General features: G+C 72.1%; 15 protein-coding genes. 6 read left to right on the top strand and 9 right to left on the bottom strand.

The genetic code is table 11. From position 1 onward, the window contains the following. Positions 1-9 precede the first annotated feature (9 nt). Genes AC1MEY_RS09590 through AC1MEY_RS09580 form a run of 3 tightly spaced genes read right to left on the bottom strand, consistent with a single transcriptional unit; the run spans position 10 to position 2,791 of the window. The gene (locus AC1MEY_RS09590) at positions 10-666 is read right to left on the bottom strand and encodes a ribulose phosphate epimerase (RefSeq protein WP_480230412.1); all 657 of its coding nucleotides are present in this window, start codon (positions 664-666) and stop codon (positions 10-12) included. Beyond that, on the bottom strand, positions 663-2,159 hold the full coding sequence (locus AC1MEY_RS09585; protein ID WP_480230411.1) for an FGGY family carbohydrate kinase: 1,497 nt from the start codon (positions 2,157-2,159) through the stop codon (positions 663-665). Before AC1MEY_RS09585 ends, AC1MEY_RS09590 begins: the two co-directional genes overlap by 4 nt. Then, positions 2,156-2,791, bottom strand: coding sequence for an SIS domain-containing protein (locus tag AC1MEY_RS09580; RefSeq protein ID WP_480230410.1), 636 nt, complete (start codon positions 2,789-2,791; stop codon positions 2,156-2,158). Before AC1MEY_RS09580 ends, AC1MEY_RS09585 begins: the two co-directional genes overlap by 4 nt. Positions 2,792-2,954: 163 nt before the next feature. On the opposite strand from AC1MEY_RS09580, the gene AC1MEY_RS09575 reads away from it, so the two are divergent. After that, entirely contained in the window at positions 2,955-3,875 is a 921-nt protein-coding gene (locus tag AC1MEY_RS09575) for a sugar-binding transcriptional regulator (protein ID WP_480230409.1), read from the top strand. A gap of 17 nt (positions 3,876-3,892) precedes the next feature. Then, positions 3,893-4,654, top strand: coding sequence for a GolD/DthD family dehydrogenase (locus AC1MEY_RS09570; protein ID WP_480230408.1), 762 nt, complete (start codon positions 3,893-3,895; stop codon positions 4,652-4,654). Between the two features lie 3 nt (positions 4,655-4,657). Here the strand turns inward: AC1MEY_RS09570 and AC1MEY_RS09565 are convergent, their stop codons facing one another. After that, complete coding sequence (locus AC1MEY_RS09565) at positions 4,658-6,133, bottom strand: acetyl-CoA acetyltransferase (protein WP_480230407.1); 1,476 nt, start codon at positions 6,131-6,133, stop codon at positions 4,658-4,660. Between the two features lie 37 nt (positions 6,134-6,170). Beyond that, complete coding sequence (locus AC1MEY_RS09560; protein WP_480230406.1) at positions 6,171-8,579, bottom strand: CoA transferase; 2,409 nt, start codon at positions 8,577-8,579, stop codon at positions 6,171-6,173. 110 nt (positions 8,580-8,689) lie between these two features. Here AC1MEY_RS09560 and AC1MEY_RS09555 point away from each other — a divergent pair, with 110 nt between their 5' ends. After that, positions 8,690-9,457, top strand: coding sequence for a CPBP family intramembrane glutamic endopeptidase (locus tag AC1MEY_RS09555; RefSeq protein WP_480230405.1), 768 nt, complete (start codon positions 8,690-8,692; stop codon positions 9,455-9,457). A gap of 76 nt (positions 9,458-9,533) precedes the next feature. On the opposite strand, the gene AC1MEY_RS09550 is transcribed toward AC1MEY_RS09555, so the two are convergent. The 4 genes from AC1MEY_RS09550 to AC1MEY_RS09535 all read right to left on the bottom strand — a co-directional run bounded on the left by AC1MEY_RS09550 (position 9,534) and on the right by AC1MEY_RS09535 (position 13,056). Continuing rightward, entirely contained in the window at positions 9,534-9,833 is a 300-nt protein-coding gene (locus tag AC1MEY_RS09550) for a GlsB/YeaQ/YmgE family stress response membrane protein (protein WP_480230404.1), read from the bottom strand. A gap of 115 nt (positions 9,834-9,948) precedes the next feature. Then, a complete protein-coding gene (locus AC1MEY_RS09545; protein WP_480230403.1) occupies positions 9,949-10,932 on the bottom strand; it encodes an APA family fibronectin-binding glycoprotein in 984 nt (327 codons plus the stop codon). Positions 10,933-11,130: 198 nt separating this feature from the next. Next, the gene (locus tag AC1MEY_RS09540; protein ID WP_480230402.1) at positions 11,131-12,216 is read right to left on the bottom strand and encodes a sulfate/molybdate ABC transporter ATP-binding protein; all 1,086 of its coding nucleotides are present in this window, start codon (positions 12,214-12,216) and stop codon (positions 11,131-11,133) included. 6 nt (positions 12,217-12,222) lie between these two features. After that, positions 12,223-13,056, bottom strand: a complete 834-nt coding sequence (locus AC1MEY_RS09535; protein WP_480230401.1) for an ABC transporter permease — start codon at positions 13,054-13,056, stop codon at positions 12,223-12,225. A gap of 131 nt (positions 13,057-13,187) precedes the next feature. Here AC1MEY_RS09535 and AC1MEY_RS09530 point away from each other — a divergent pair, with 131 nt between their 5' ends. The 3 genes from AC1MEY_RS09530 (at position 13,188) to AC1MEY_RS09520 (ending at position 16,393) form a co-directional block, all read left to right on the top strand. Continuing rightward, on the top strand, positions 13,188-13,862 hold the full coding sequence (locus tag AC1MEY_RS09530; protein WP_480230400.1) for an SDR family oxidoreductase: 675 nt from the start codon (positions 13,188-13,190) through the stop codon (positions 13,860-13,862). Positions 13,863-13,937: 75 nt separating this feature from the next. Then, a complete protein-coding gene (locus AC1MEY_RS09525) occupies positions 13,938-14,867 on the top strand; it encodes an LLM class F420-dependent oxidoreductase (protein ID WP_480230399.1) in 930 nt (309 codons plus the stop codon). A gap of 146 nt (positions 14,868-15,013) precedes the next feature. Next, positions 15,014-16,393 (top strand): NAD(P)/FAD-dependent oxidoreductase, encoded by a 1,380-nt coding sequence (locus AC1MEY_RS09520; RefSeq protein WP_480230398.1) that lies wholly within the window; start codon positions 15,014-15,016, stop codon positions 16,391-16,393. The last annotated feature ends 11 nt before the right edge of the window (positions 16,394-16,404 follow it).

Raw genomic sequence — 16,404 nt, 5'->3', positions numbered from 1 at the left:
ATGTGTCGGTCACGTCGCTTCCCTTCGGTTGGAGTTCAGTAGTGCGCGGCCGACGACCATCTGCTCGACGCCGGCCGTCATGCACAGTGGCGCAATGTCTTCGGTGACGCCGCCGTCCACCATCACGGGCAGTTCGGGGTGCCCGATGGTGCACGCGGTGACGAGGTTCAACCGCGCGATGCGGCACCGGTCGGAGGTACCCGGCTCGATCAGCATCACCAGGATGCCGTCGGGCTCCGCGGGCCAGTGCGGACCGTCGGTGACGCCGTCCCACTCGTCCCACACCGTGATCCACGCGCCGGCGCCGGCGGTGCGGATCCCGTCGGCACGGCCCTCGGTGAAGGCCGCCCACGGCAGGAAGACCCGTGCGGGGCGGGTGGCCAGCACGTCGTCGAGCACGTCGTCGACGAAGTCCGCCGAGCCGATCAGGTGCACGTCGATCCGGGTGGGTGCGACGCGCTCGGCGGCGGCCGCGAGTTCGGCCAGGGTGACGCCGGCGGGCAGACCCTCGTCCGCGGCCATCACGTCGGCGTGGACGGCCATGCCTGCGCCGGCGAGCGCTGCCGCGGTGGCCACCCGGTCGTCCGGTGCGGCGGCGTACATGGAGCCGGCGATCCGGCCCGGGTAGTCGCGGTGCCACGGTGCGAGCACGGCGGGCGCGGTCATCGCCCGGCCTCCCCGTCGAGCTGGGTGAGCCGCGCCAGGTCGGCGTACCGGCCGCGCACCGCGCCGAGGTCGCGACCGGTGGTGCGCGGCGAAACCTGTGCCCGCACTGCGGGTTGCCAGCGCTTGGCGAGGTCGCGCAGGCCGCCCACGTCGCTGCCCGACGCGACGGCGGCGGCCTGCACGCAGGCGCCGCGCGCGGTGGCCTCGTCGGCGTCGAGCACGGTGATCTCGTCGCCGAGCAGGTCCGCGAGCAGCTGCAGGGTCGCCCGCGACCGGGTGCCCCCACCGACGGCGACGGGGTTGCCGCCGACGTCGACGCCGCACGCGCGCAGGTCGTCCCGCGCGCTCATCAGCGACAGCAGCGGCCCCTCGACGAACGCGCGGGCCAGTTCCTCGCGCGTCGTGTGCGAGGTGAGGTCGGCGACGGTGCCGTGGGCGTCGGGCCGGTTGGGCTTGCGCTCGCCGTCGAGGAACGGCACCAGGATCGGGCCGCGCCGGTCGCCGGCGGCGAGCGCGAGGTCGGCCAGCGTGGCCGGGTCGGTGCCCAGCAGTCCGGCCGCGACGTCGCCGACGCGGGCGGCGTTGAGCGTGCTCACCAGCGGCAGGTAGCCGCCCGTCAGGTCGGCGACCCCGTCGACCATCCCCGTCGGGTCGAAGACCGGTGCGCGAGAGGACGTGGCGACGACGCCGGAGGTGCCGATGCCGATGTACTGGTCGCCGTCGTCGAGCCCGAGGCCGAGGTAGGCGGCGTGCTGATCGCCGCCACCGGGTCCGACCACGACGTCGGCGTCGCGGATGCCGAGGGCCTCGGCGGCCGCGCCGCGCAGCGTGCCCGCGGACTCGCACGGGCCGAGGACGGTGGGCAGCAGCGCCGGCCAGTCGCGGTGACCCGCTGCGAGGCTGAGGTATTCGGGCACCCACTGTCGGGCGGCGGTGTCGAAGTAGCCGGTGCCCGACGCCTCCGAGCGGTCGGTCACCAGGGCGCCGGTCAGCCAGTAGACGAGGTAGTCGTGCGGCAGCACCATCGCCGCGGCGCGGTCCAGCATGCCGGGTTCGTGCTCGGCCATCCACGCCACCTTGGCGATGGTGAACGCTGCTGTGGGCAGCGAGCCGATGCGACGGATCCAGGGCTGGGCGCCGATGTCGTCGACCAGGCGGGCGAGGTGCGCGGCGCCGGTGGTGTCGTTCCAGAGCTTCGCGGCGCGCAGCGGGCGGCCGGCCTCGTCGAGGAGCACCAGGCCGTGGCACTGCGCGGCGACGGAGATGGCGCGCACCCGCGGCGGCGCGGCACACCGGGACAGCGCCTCGGTCGCGGCCGCGACGAACGCCGACACCCACTCGCTCGGATGTTGTTCGCTGCTCGGCGGATACGCCGGCGGGTGCGGTGCGGAACCGGTCGCGAGAAGCCTGCCGGTGACGAGGTCGCGGACCTCGACCTTGCACGACTGGGTGGACGAGTCGACGCCGAGGACGACGGATTCGGGATCGCTCATGCCGACACCACCGGGGCATCGTCGCCGGGCCTGCTGCCCCGGAAGCCGACGCCGCCGGCCGGGTGGCTGTCCACGACGTCGTCGAGGGTGTGTCCGCGCAACGCCATCGCGACGACGGCGACCGCGTCGCCCCACGCGCCGACCACCAGGGTGCTGGCGGTGGCGATCATGTCGCCGGGGTCCGCACCGGACGGCGTCGCGGGCAAGGTGGCGACGCTCGTCGCGGCTGCCGCGAACGGCGACCGGGGTGACTCGGTGACGGCGACGACGTGCACGCCGCGGGCGACCAGTCGGTCGACCAGTCGTGTGAGTTCGGCGGACTGGCCGGTCTTCGAGACGGCGAGGACGAGGTCGGTGTCGGTGATCGCGCCCATGCCGCCGTGCAGGGCGTCCATCGCGGGGAGGTACACCGCGGGCGTGCCGCACACCGACAGGAGGTGCGCGAGCCGCTCGGCCATGATGCCCGACGTCCCCGAACCGGTCGTGACGACCTTGCCCGTGATGCCGACCATCCGCCGTGCGACGTCGACGACACCGGGCTCAGCGGAGCCGACGAGTGCGGCGACGGCTGCGGACTCGCGCCGCAGGACCGTTCCCGCCACGGAGGCGAGCGCCGTGTCGTCCATGCCCATGCGTGTCAGATCTCCGGTGTGGTGCGGCGCGCTCGTGTCGTGCCGGAAGCTGTCGAATCGTTGTGACTTGGATCATGCAACCCCTATGCTCATATGTCAACGCCGCTGCACATATGTGCAGCCGGCCGGTGGAGTGCTGGTCAGATAGGGCGAGGAGGCCGTCGTGGGACCCGACGAGTTGTTCCAGCGCGCGGTCATCGCACGCCGCTACTACCTGGAGGGACGCACCCGGGTCCAGATCGCCGAGGAGTTCGGGCTGTCCCGGTTCAAGGTCGCGCGGATGCTCGACGAGGCCATCGAGTCCGGCATGGTCGAGATCAGGATCCACAACCCCGGATCGGTCGACGTGGAGTTGTCGACGGCACTTCAGCGGCGCTACGGCCTCGAGCACGCGTACGCCGTCGCCGCCGACACCACCAACGACGCCGACCGCGTGGACGCCGTCGCCAAGGCGATGGCCGAGCTGCTGCAGTCGATCCTCCGCGACGGCGACGTGATCGGCGTCGACTGCGGCCGCACCCTGACCAACATCGCGCCCCACCTCACGACGCTGCCCCGCTGCGACGTCGTCCAGCTCACCGGCATGGCGGGTGCCATCACGCACAGCGGCGTCGACCTGGTGCGCCGGATCAGCGAGGTCAGTGGCGGCGAGTCCTGGCCGCTGTACGCCCCGCTCGTCGTGACCGATGCCCGGACGTCCGAGAGCCTGTACGACAACCCGCAGATCCGCGAGACGGTCGCCCGCCACGAGAAGGTCACCTGCGCGATCGTCTCGGTGGGCGCGTGGGTGCCCGGCGCGTCCCAGGTGTACGGCTCGCTGGCCGAGGACGAGGCGGCGGCACTGGAGGCCGCCGGCGTCGTCGCGGAGACCTGCGCACTGCTGCTCGACGACGAGGGCGCGCGCGTCGCGGGCCTCGACGAACGCCGGATGGGGATCGACGAGGCGCTGCTGCGCGCCATCCCCACCCGGATAGCCCTGGCCACGGGCCACGAGAAGATCGCCGCCACGCGTGCCGTGCTGCGGTCCGGTCTGGTCTCGTCCCTGGTCACCGACAGCGACATCGCGGCCGCGGTGCTCGCATGACCGAGAGGACTCGAAACGTGTCAACCCCGCAGGTGGACTTCGACTTTCGACTCGACGGCAAGGTGGCCATGGTCACCGGCGCCGCATCCGGGATCGGCGCCGCGATCGCCGAGGCGCTGGCGGGCAAGGGTGCCGTGATCGCCGCGGTCGACCTCGACGGCGGCGGCGCGGAGGCCATCGCCGGCCGGCTCGACGGCTCCCGCGGCTTCGCCTGCGACGTCGCGGATCCCACGTCGGTCGACGCGACGGTGGACGCGGTGGTCGGCCACTTCGGCCGGATCGACGTCCTGGTCAACAGTGCGGGCATCGCCGCGCTGGCACCCGCCGAGGACCTGCCGCTCGACATGTGGACGCGGACCATCGCGATCAACCTCACCGGCACGTTCCTGGTGTGCCAGTCCGCGGGCAGGCACATGCTGGCGGCGGGCCGGGGCGCGATCGTCAACATGGCCTCGCAGGCGGCGACCGTCGCACTCGACCAGCACGTCGCCTACTGCGCCTCCAAGTTCGGGGTCGTCGGCGTGTCCAAGGTGCTGGCCAGTGAATGGGCGGGGCGCGGCGTGCGGGTCAACACCATCTCGCCGACCGTCGTGCTGACCGACCTGGGCATCACGGCGTGGGACAACCCGCGCGGCGACGCGCTGAAGAAGCTGATCCCGACCGGCCGGTTCGCCTATCCCGACGAGATCGCTGCGGCCGCAGTGTTCCTCGCCTCCGACGCGGCGGCGATGATCAACGGCGCCGACCTCCTCATCGACGGCGGCTACACGATCCGCTAGAGATCAGCTGAGCGCCGCCGTGCCGTCGGCCGCCACCGTCACGGTCGCGCCCGCGATGTCCTCGGCGACGCTGGCCAGCGCGTCGGACGGGTCGGTGAGCACCGCGAGCGCCCTGGTGTCGTCGGGTGTGCGGACCGCGACGAAGGCCTTCTCCGGAGCGCCCTCGCGGGTGAACGGCGTCGTCCACGTCTCCACCGTCCCGGCGCCCGCCCAGGCGCCCTCGGCCACCCGGGTGGGCTCTGCGTCGACCTCCGACTGCACGTCGTCCCAACGGAACTCGGCCGTGGGCGGCGTCGCACCGTAGAGCCCGAAGCTGTGCTTGGTCAGATAGCCGCCGTTGGCGGTGATCAGCCCGATCGAATCCGGCCGGGCGGTGAGGAGTTCCGCCATCGTGGCGATGGAGTGCGACACGTAGTCGTTCCACGGCCCGCCCGCGAAGGTCAGTCCGCCGGTGACGGTGAGTGGCCGCCGCGGATCGTCCAGGGGCAGGCCGAGTTCGCGGGCCGCCACCTGGACCGCCGACGGGAAGCAGGAGTACACGTCGACCAGATCGACGTCGTCGATGCCGACGCCCGCGAGTTCGAGCGCCCGGCGCCCGGCGATCCGGATCGCCGGCGAGCGATGGAACTCGGCCCGCTCGGCGATGAGGTACGTGTCGTGCGCGTCGGTGCCCGCGTACGGGAAGATCCAGCGGTCGCGCGGAATCCCCAGGGACGTGGCCTTCTCCGCGGACGTCAGCACCAGCGCGGCACCCTGGTCGACCATGTTGTTGGAGTTCATCAGCTTGGTGTACGGCCAGCTGACCATCCGGTTCTTCTCGCTGGGCTGCCAGACGTCCTCGGCGCTTACGGGTTCGCGGCTCCACGCGTACTCGTTGGCCGCGGCCACCTCGCTGAACCGGGCCCACAGCTCGCCGATCCGCCTCCGGTGCGCGTCGGGGGTCTCCCCCGCGTCGATCCGGACGGCCTGCTCGAACATCGGGTAGACGTAGGACGGCCGGTCCAGCTTGATGCGGATCTCCACCTCGCCCGCCATCAGGAACTGCTCGTCACCGCCAACGGGCACGGGGACCGAGTCGTCCTGCGTCGTCCAGTTCAGGCGGTCGCCGGCCGCCTTGACCCGCGTTCTGGTGCGCCACGTCTCGGCACCGGCGATGAGGACGGTGTCGAGACGGCCGGCCTGGATGTCGAGGCACGCCTGGTTCACCAGGGACTGCGGCACGTTGCCGCCGATGCTGGTGTACCGGCTCTCGGCGCCGGACGCGCCGATCCGTTGCGCCAGCAGCAGTCCCGGATTCCGGTACCGCCACGACAGCAGATTGACGATGCGCACGGAGTCCACGGCCTCGAGCACGCGCGCGTCGGCGGCTGCCCGTGCCGCCGACTCCATCAGGTCGACCGGTTCGGTCGTCGGATCGACGTCGCGCTGGGTCACCTGGCCGTAGCCGACGAGGACCGGGGTGCGGGGATCGATGGTCACGGATGGACCTTCCTGCTGGGGTGACCGGCTCGCCGGGTCACGCGGTGGGTTCGGTGGTCGAGGGTGCACCGGAGCCGGGTCCGGTGAAGAGCGCGCCCGTGGCGACCAGTGCGGCCACCTCGTCGGCCGTCATGTCGAGGACCTCGCGGCAGATCCGTTCGGTGTGCTCGCCGGGCATGGGTGCCGGGCGGAGGTCGGCGTCGGCGACGTGCCGGAACCGGGCGGGGCGGACCTCGGTGGGCATCACGACGTCGAACAGCTGGTGCGTCATCTCGCCGAACACTGCGCGGGCGGTGAGCTGCGGGTCGGCGAGCACGTCCACGGCGCGGTTCATCGGTCCGGCGGGCACGCCCGCGTCCTGCAGCGTGCGGGCGACCTCCGGGCCGTCCCGCAGCGCCGTCCACGCGGCCGCGGCGTCGACCAGATCGGTGTCGCCCGCGGGCGTTCCGGCCAGACCGATGGCCGCGGCCAGCGCCGCGCGCTGCTCGTCGGATGTCACCGAGACGACGCACCACTCGTCGTCGCCGGCGCACGGCAGGACGGCGTTCACGGCATCGTCGGCCCGCACGTCCGCGCCGGCCGCACGCGCGGCGTCGGCGACGTACGACGCGGCGAGCTGGTTGATCGCCACCTCGGCCTGCGACACGTGCACCCGTGCGGCGGTGTCGTCGCGGGCGATCAGGGCGGCCAGTGCGGCGACCGCGGTGAGCTTCGCCGCGACGTGGTCGGGAAAGATCGTGGTGGCATCGAACAGGGGCTCGTGGTGGTCGGCGGCTCCGTGGGGTCCGTCGCCGCCGGGATGACGGTCCGCCCACAGCCTGCTGACGCCCGTCGTCGCGCGTACCAGCGGCCCGTATCCCATTCGCGTGCTCCACGGCCCGGTGGCGCCGAATGCGCTGCTCTCGGCGAGCACGATGCGTGGGTTGACGGCCCGTAGTTCGTCGTGTGAGAACCCCAGTGCGGCAAGCGTTCCCGGCTTGAAGTTCGCGAACACCGCATCGGCGGACGCCACCAGGCGCCGGAACAGTGCCGCGCCCTCGGGGTGTCGCAGGTCGAGGCCGAGGCTGCGCTCGTTGCGGTGGGTCAGCGCCCACGACCTGCTCATCGGTCGGCCCGGCGGCGTCTGGCGCAGCCCGTCGGGATAGGCGGCGCTCTCCACCTTCACGACGTCCGCGCCGAGATCGGCGAAGATGCGCCCGAGTTCGCCGCCCGCGACGATGACGCCGAGGTCGAGGATCCGGATGCCGGCCAGCGGACGCGACCCCGCAGGCGCCGGGGTCACCGACGGCGTGGGTCGTGCCCGCGCCAGCCACTCCGCCCGGTCCCGTCCCGCCGCAGGTGCCGGCGCCCGGAGCCCGGCGTGCGCGCCGTCGACCACGAACGCACCGGCGGGCACCGGTATGGAGAACCCATCGGCGAACTCGACGGGGGTCAGCGCGCCGACGGTGCGGAAGTGTTCCTGCGCGAGCGCTTCCGCAGGACTCAGGACGGCGGCGACGGGCACCCCGCGCGTCTGCCCCTCGGCCACCAGTTCGGCCATCGTCCGGTCGGCGAAGCACGCGCCGATCAGGGCGTTCAGCTCGGCCGACGCGGCGTAGCGGGCGGCGATCGTCTCGAACGACGGGTCGGCGAAGCGTTCCGGCTCGCCGAGCCAGGCCCGCATGCCCCGCCACTGGCGCGCTGAGAGCAGGCAGAGCCGCACGCGCCCGTCCCGGCACGCGAACGTCGGGTAGATCTGCTGGTTGCGGGGTCTACCGCGCCACAGCTGCCCCGACGCCTTGAGACCGACGGCGGCCTGCCCCTCGGACCCGAACGGCGGGTCGAGCGACTGGACGACGGCCTCGAGGCGGGAGAGGTCCACGTGGTCGCCCCTGCCCGTGCGCAACCGCTGGTGGTGGGCGACCAGCACCGCCCAGGCCGCCTGCGCTGCCGCCGTCGCCGAGGCGATGCCGTGCGGCGGGAGGACCGGGCGCCCGACCGTCGGGCCGGACCGCGAGAGCGCCGTCGACATCGCGTAGAGCACCGAGTCGGTCGCACGCCACGAGGCGCGGGGCCCGGTGGTGCCGAAGTCGGTCACCGACAGCGTGACGAGGTGGCCGAACCTGTCGGCGAGGTCGGCCGTCGACGTCCCGAACGCCGCCAGGCCGCCGGGCGTGCCGCCGTCGACGACCACGTCGGCCTCGGCCGCGAGCGCCATCAACCGGTCGCGGTCGTCGGCGACACCGGCGTCGAGTTCGGCGCACCGCTTGTTCGCGTTGTCGAGGGCGAACGGGATGCCCACCCCGGCCACGGTCGGCGCGCGGTGGCGGGCGGGCGACCCGCCGGGTGGCTCGATCTTCAGGACGTCCGCGCCCAGATCGGCGAGCAGGCGTCCGACGCCGTCGGACCCGGCGTCACCGACGTCCAGCACGCGCAGCGAGGCCAGCAGCTGACACGTGTCAAGCATGGTGATCAGTATCGTCCAGCGGTCGCCGCGCCGGCGTCCCGGGTGGTGGTGGACCCGGCAGCGTCGCGCTGAGCTGCGGGATCGCCGCACACCCCTACACTTGAGCGGTCATGTCCGAGCCCAGCGCCGCCGTCGCGCCACCGCCGCACCCGCTGGTCGAGCAGCTGTCCGTACTGCACCACTACCGGATGTACGTCGACATCGGCGTAGTGGTCACGGTGCTGGTGGCGACCAATCTGATCGCCCACTTCACCACGCCGTGGGCCAACGTGATCACCGTTCCCCTCGCCGCGCTCGGTCTGGTGGCGCTGGTCCGGTCCCGCGGGCTCGGGTGGGCCGAGTTGGGTCTGGGTCGCGAGCACTGGAGGTCCGGCGCCGGGTACGCCCTCGCGGCGGTCGCGGTGGTGGCCACCGTGATCGCGATCGGGATCGCCCTGCCGTGGACGCGGCCGATGTTCATGAACAGTCACTACGCCTCGCTGTCGGGCGCGCTGCTGGCCTCGATGATCATCATCCCGCTGCAGACCGTGATCCCGGAGGAACTCGCGTTCCGGGGGGTCCTGCACGGCGCACTCAACCGGGCGTGGGGATTCCGCGGCGTCGCCGCCGCCGGGTCGCTGCTGTTCGGACTGTGGCACGTCGCCACGTCGATGGGACTGACGAGCAGCAACGTCGGCTTCACCCGCATCCTCGGCGGTGGCGTCGTCGGGATGGTCGCGGGCGTGGTGCTCGCGGTGATCGCGACGGGCGCCGCGGGTTTCGTGTTCACGTGGCTGCGCGGCCGCAGCGGCAGCCTGATCGCCCCGATCGCGCTGCACTGGTCGCTCAACGGCCTCGGCGCGCTGGCCGCGGCGCTGGTCTGGCACGCCTCGACCTAGGTCGCGGCTCCCGCGGTACCGCCGAGGCGGGAAGCCCGGACGCCGCGGTGCACGGCGTCCCGGCGGCCCTCCGAAATTACCTCTTGCGGACGGCTCCCACGATGGCGAGCAGGATCACGGAACCGAGAATCGCGGTGAACAGGGTGAACCACCAGCCGCCGCCTGCGGTGTCGAGGAAGAAGCTCAGCAGGAAACCGCCGATGAGGGCACCGACGATGCCGATGACGATGTTCATCAGGATGCCGGAGCCGCCGCCCTTGACGATCTTGCCCGCGATCCAGCCGGCCAGCGCACCGATGATGATGTAGCCGATCCAGCCGACGCTCGTCTGCGTCGTCGACCGTGCCAGAACCTCGGTAGCCGCGAACATGTCCATGGAAACTCCTGCCTCGTGCGGCCAGCGAGTGCTGGCTCACGTCAGGTATACCCACGGCGGGTAACGGTTAAGGCAACGAAAGGGGCACGAACGGCGACCCCTTTCGGGTCCGGGCTCAGGCCGGCGGCAGCATCTCCGGCGGCGCGTTGGTCACCGGCACCGGCACGCCGACGCCGGGACGTGGCGGCGGGGCGTTGGGGTCGGGCGGCGGCGCGTTCGGGTCCGGCGGCGCGTTGGGGTCCGGCGGCGGAGGCGGCGGCGGCGGGGTGTACGGCCGGATCGACTGGGTCAGCGCGGCGGCCGCCCCCTTGTCGACGGGGTTGTTGGCCGTTCCCAGCCACACCACGAACCACCGTTCGGGGGTGCGCTGACCGCGCGGCGCTCCGGGCGGCGGGGTGTTGCCGACGACGCCCGCCCAGATCTGACCGGTCGGCTTGGCGGCGTCGGTGAACTTCACCTCGTAGGAGGAGAAGGCGCCCGGCATGCCCGCGGCGTCGAGCGCGCCCGACTCCTGGTTGATCCGGGTGCCGGCGAACGGCATGAAGAACTCACCCATGTCCGAGGCGAGCCGAGTCGCGGCCTTGCCGTTGTCGGCTTCGGCGCCGGCGAACAGCTTGAGGTCGAGGCGGCCCAGCAGGACGCTGGTGTCGCTCGGCGACTGCTCGGTCTCCGTCGCGGGGATCTTGGTGAGAAGTGCCTGCCCGTAGGACAACTGGGTCTGGTCGGAGATCTTCCAGCCGGGGGGCACGACGTAGCTGAACCCGCCTGACGCGTTGTCGACCCGGCCCGGCTCCGGCGGCGGCGCGGGAGCCGGCGGTGGGGGTGCGTTCGGATCCACCGGTGCCGGCGGCGCGTTCGGATCGACGGGTGCGGGCGGCGGCGCGTTCGGCGCGGGCGGCGCGGCGTTGGGGTCCGCGGGCGGCGGTGGTGCGGCCGGCACCACGGGGGCCGGCGCCGGTGGCGGCGGAGGGGGCGGAACGGGTTCGGCGTTCGCGACGCCGGGCAGGACGAGTGTCACCGCGGTGGCGCCGGCCGCGGCGATGGCCAGCGTCCTGGCCAGGGCCTCGCGCCGACGGCTGCTTCGATCGGGGTGTTGCATGGGGAAGAAACTACCGTGTTACGGCCGTGACGCAAGTGTGAGTTGCTCTTAGAGTGTCGTTCTTGGAAGTTGCTGTGCGACAGATATCTACAGCGAAGCGCGGCTCGGGCGGATTGCCGGCACGGCGGTGCCCCGGCGGCCCTCCGGCGCCGGCTCTCGGTCGTGTCGGGGGTTGTATCGCGGTACGGCGCCGGTCCGTTACGGCCGCGGGTGCAGGGCGACGGCCTGCTGCTTGACGGTGAAGTACACCCGGTCCCCCGGCGCCAGCCTCAGGTCGGCCGCGGCGTCGGCCGTCACGTCCGCGGCGAGGCCCGGGGCGCCGTCTGGTTGCTCCTCGGCGCGCACCCGGATCGCGGGGCCCCGGCCGTCCAGTTCGGCGATCACCACCTCGACCGCGTTGCGCGGACTGCCGTGCGGTTCGGTCCGGTACACCGCCACGGCGGACGGCGGGAACACCGCGACCGCGCGGGCACCGTCGGCCACGGTCACGTCGCCGACCTCGCCGTGCCAGGTGCCGCCCCACCCGGTGACGAGGGCATCCGACCCCGACATCCGGCCCGCGACGAGGTTGACGCCGGCGAAGCGGGCGGCGAAGGGACTGCGCGGGGCGGCCAACACGTCGGCCACCGGACCGGACTCGACGATGCGCCCGCCCTCGAGCACGATCACGCGGTCGGCCAGCGTGACGACGTCGAGCACGTCGTGGGTGACCAGCACCGCCGACCGCTCGCCGGCGCCGAACACGCCGCGCAGCACCTTGCGCATGGCGGCGGCCACGGTCACGTCGAGGCCCGCCATCGGCTCGTCGAGGAGCAGGACGTCGGGTTCGGCGGCGAGCGCCCGGGCCAGGGCCACCCGCTGCGCCTGTCCGCCCGACAGGCGGCGGGGTGACCGATCCAGCAGGTCGGTGCCGTCGACCTCGGCGAGCCAGCGCTCCGCCGCGGCGCGAGATGCCCGGCGGCTCAACCGCTTCGTGCTGCGCGGCCCGAACGCGACGTTCGCCGCCACCGTGAGGTGTGGGAAGAGCAGCGGGTTCTGCAGCATGAGTCCGACGCGGCGGTCGTGGGTGTCGACCCGCACGCCGGAGGCCGTGTCGGTCAGCGTCCGCCCGCCCACCCGGACCGTCCCGGCGTCGGGGTGCACGACGCCGGCGATGACGTGCAGCACCGTCGACTTGCCAGCGCCGTTGGGGCCCAGCAGCGCCACCACCTCCCCCGCGGCGACCTCGAACTCCACGTCCAGCGACCGCGCCGCCACCGTGGCGCGCACCGCGATGCCGCTCACCGCCGGTCACCAGGCATTGAGGCCACCCGCCCGCAGACGCCTGCTGCCCAGCGCGATCACGACGACGGCGGCCACGGCGACCAGCAGCAGCGACAGCGCGACGGCGGCGTCCGGGTCGCTCTCCCGCTGCAGATAGATCTCCAGGGGCAGGGTGCGCGTGACGCCCTCCCGGGAGCCGGCGAACGTGAGCGTCGCGCCGAACTCCCCCAGCGACCGCGCGAAGGCCAGCACGGCGCCCGATGCCAACCCCGGCGCCAGCAGGGGCAGCGAGACCCGCCACCACACCGTCGTGGGGCGTGCGCCCAGGGTCGCCGCGACCATCTCGTAGTCCGCACCGGCGGTCCGCGCCGCACCCTCGAGGGCGATGACGAGGAACGGCAGCGACACGAACGTCTGCGCCAGCACCACCGCCGTCGTGGTGAACGCGATGCTGATGCCCGCGGCCTCCAGGTGTCGGCCGAGCAGCCCGAGCCGGCCGAACGCGTACAGCAGGGCGATGCCGCCCACGACCGGCGGCAGCACCAGCGGCAGCAGGATCAGGGGCCGCAGCCAGCGCACGGCGCGGGAGTCGTTGCGCGCCAACACCAGCGCCATCGGGACGCCGAGCACGATGCACAGGACCGTGCTCGCCGTGGCCGTCCGCAGGCTCAGTTCCAGCGCGGTCAGCGACGAGGGGCTGGTGATCAGCGATCCGAACCGGGGCCAGTTGACGCGGGCGGCGACCGCCACGAGGGGTAACACCACGAACACGGCGCCGAGGGCTGCCGGGACGTACAGCCAGCGCGGCAACCCCGCAGGCCGGATCGTCGCGGACCCGCCCGACCGGCCGCTTCGGGTCATGCGGTCAACCCTAGGACACGTCGCGGTGCCGGTTCGGCGACGTCCCGCGTGGCGAGTTTCGTCGGCTAGCTACCGTCCAGTAACATTGCCGGGAACTCGCTGGGTTCAGCGTCGAACACGAGGAGGTCGTGATGTCCGAGGTGCTTCTCACCGGTGGCGACACGGAACTTGGCCGCACCATCGCGCAGGGATACCGCGATGCCGGACACCAGGTGGTCATCACCGGTGCCCGCCGCGACGACCTCGAGGTCAACGCGAAGGAACTCGACGTCGACTACATCGTGCTGGACAACACCGACCCGTCGGCTCTGGAGTCCGTGCGGAGCCAGTACCCGCACCACCTCGACACGATCGTCAACGTGCCCGCGCCCCGGCAGGTCCTCGGTGACCCGCGCACCTACACGCTGACCGACCAGGCCGCCGCGTGGCGGTCGAACCTCGACGCCACCGTGCTGTCCGCGGTGCTCACCGTCTCGATCCTGGGCGACCAGCTGAGTTCGGGCGGCTCCATCGTCAACGTCGTGCCGGCCAACCCGGTCGAGGGCAGCGCCGAGGCGGCGATCAAGGCCGCGATGTCGAACTGGACCGCGGGGCAGGCCACCCACTTCGGCATCCGGGGCATCACCGTCAACACGGTCGCCGCGGGCAAGGGCGTCGAGCCCGGGTACGACGGCGTCGGCGACACCAGCCCGTCGGTCGCCGCCGAGATCACCCGACTCGCGCTGTTCCTCACCACGCCCGCCGCGCGGCACATCACCGGCGAGACGCTGCACGTGAGTCACGGAGCGCTCGCGCACTTCGCCTGACCGGCGGTTTATTCCCGCTTCGCGCCCAGCGAAAGGGAGCGCGAGCGCGGCCGAGCCGTGGTTATGGTCAGGTCCGTGACGATTCGACTCGGACTCCAGATCCCCAACTTCTCCTACGGCACCGGTGTCGAGGAGATGTTCCCCACCGTGCTCGCCCAGGCCCGCGAAGCCGAAGCGGCCGGCTACGACTCGGTCTTCCTGATGGACCACTTCTATCAGCTGCCCGGCCTCGGCACGCCCGACCAGCCGATGCTCGAGGCCTACACCGCCCTCGGCGCGCTCGCGGCGGCGACCGAGCGCGTGCAGCTCGGCACCCTGGTCACCGGCAACACCTACCGTCAGCCCACGCTGCTGGCCAAGGCGATCACCACGCTCGACGTGATCAGCCAGGGCCGCGCCGTCCTCGGCATCGGCACCGGCTGGTTCGAACTCGAGCACGACTCACTGGGCTACGAGTTCGGCACCTTCACCGACCGCTTCAACAAGCTCGGCGAGGCCCTCGACATCATCCTGCCGATGCTCGCCGGCGAACGGCCGACGGTGTCGGGCAAGTACTACAAGACACAGGAGGCCATGGCCGAGCCGCGCTTCCGCGACCACGTCCCGCTGATGATCGGCGGCAGCGGCGAGAAGAAGACTATCCCGTTGGCCGCCAAGCACTTCGACCACCTCAACATCATCGCGGGCTTCGACGAGCTGCCGCGCAAGCTGCAGGTGGTCAAGGAGCGCTGCGAGGAGATCGGGCGCGACCCCGCCACCCTGGAGACCAGCATGCTCGTCGTCGCCATGATCGACGAGAACGTGACCGCCGACATGATCCCCGAGGACTTCCGCCAGCAGGCGGTCTTCGGCAGCCCCGAGCAGGTCGCCGAGCAGATCAAGACCAAGGTCCTCGACGCGGGCGTCGGCGGCGTGATCCTGAGCCCGGTCACGAGCATCAACGGCTACCAGCCGGGCGGCGCCACCGCGGTCGCCGACCTCCTGAAGCCGCATCTGGGCCTGTAGGGACGGGTGCTCTCGGAGGCCGGGAGCGCAGCGACCCGAGAAGAGGAGGGGCGCGGTGTGGGATCTCACCGCGCCCCCGGGATGGCCGCCGACTAACCTGATCGTTGTATCAGTCGAAGAAGCGGAACATCGGTCTAGGAGCAGAAATGAGCCACCCCGGAGCTACGGCGTCGGATCGGCACAAGGTCGTCATCATCGGTTCGGGGTTCGGCGGGCTGAATGCCGCGAAGGCACTCAAGCGCACCGACGTCGACATCAAGCTGATCGCACGCACCACGCACCACCTGTTCCAGCCACTGCTGTACCAGGTCGCCACCGGCATCATCTCCGAGGGCGAGATCGCGCCGCCCACCCGCCTGATCCTGCGCAAGCAGGAGAACGCGCAGGTGCTGCTCGGTGACGTCACGCACGTCGACCTCGCGAACAAGACCGTCGACTCGGTCCTGCTCGGACACACCTACCGCACGCCGTACGACAGCCTCGTCATCGCGGCCGGCGCCGGACAGTCCTACTTCGGCAACGACCACTTCGCCGAGTTCGCACCCGGCATGAAGTCGATCGACGACGCGCTGGAGTTGCGCGGCCGCATCCTGGGCGCCTTCGAGCAGGCCGAACGCTCCAGCGATCCCGAGCGGCGCAAGAAGCTGCTGACGTTCGTCGTGGTCGGCGCCGGCCCCACCGGCGTCGAGATGGCGGGCCAGATCCAGGAACTCGCCGACCAGACGCTCAAGGGCAGCTTCCGGCACATCGACCCGACCGAGGCCCACGTCATCCTGCTCGACGCCGCGCCCGCCGTGCTGCCGCCCATGGGCGAGAAGCTGGGCCTCAAGGCGAAGAACCGCCTGGAGAAGATGGGCGTCGAGATCCAGCTCAACGCGATGGTCACCGACGTCGACCGCAACGGCATCACCGTCAAGGACAAGGACGGCAGCAGCCGGCGCATCGAAGCGGCCTGCAAGGTGTGGTCGGCCGGCGTGCAGGCCAGCCCGCTGGGCCGCGACCTGGCCAACCAGTCCGACACCGAGGTCGACCGGGCGGGACGCGTGAAGGTCAACCCCGACCTGTCGATCCCCGGCCACCCCAACGTGTTCGTCGTGGGCGACATGGCGTTCGTCGAGGGCGTACCGGGCATGGCGCAGGGCGCCATCCAGGGCGGCAAGTACGTCGCCAAGATCATCGACAACGAGGTGAAGGCGCGGGCACACGGCACCATGCCCAAGCCGCGCGAGCCGTTCAACTACTTCGACAAGGGCTCGATGGCCACGGTGTCGAAGTACAACGCGGTCGCCCAGGTCGGCAAGCTCGAGTTCGGCGGCTTCATCGCGTGGCTCGCCTGGCTGGGTCTGCACCTGATCTACCTGGTGGGCTTCAAGACGAAGATCGCCACGCTGCTGTCGTGGGCGGTGACGTTCCTCAGCCGCCAGCGCGGTCAGCTCACCATCACCGAGCAGCAGGCCTACGCGCGCACCAGGATCGAGGAACTCGAGGAGATCGCGGCCTCGGTTCAGGAGGAACGGGCGAGCTAGCGGGAGGGCGG

This window comes from Mycobacterium sp. PTI7 (genome assembly GCF_056679845.1).
Note: the sequence above shows the minus strand (reverse complement) of the source record. Positions and strands in the feature narration are given on the sequence as shown.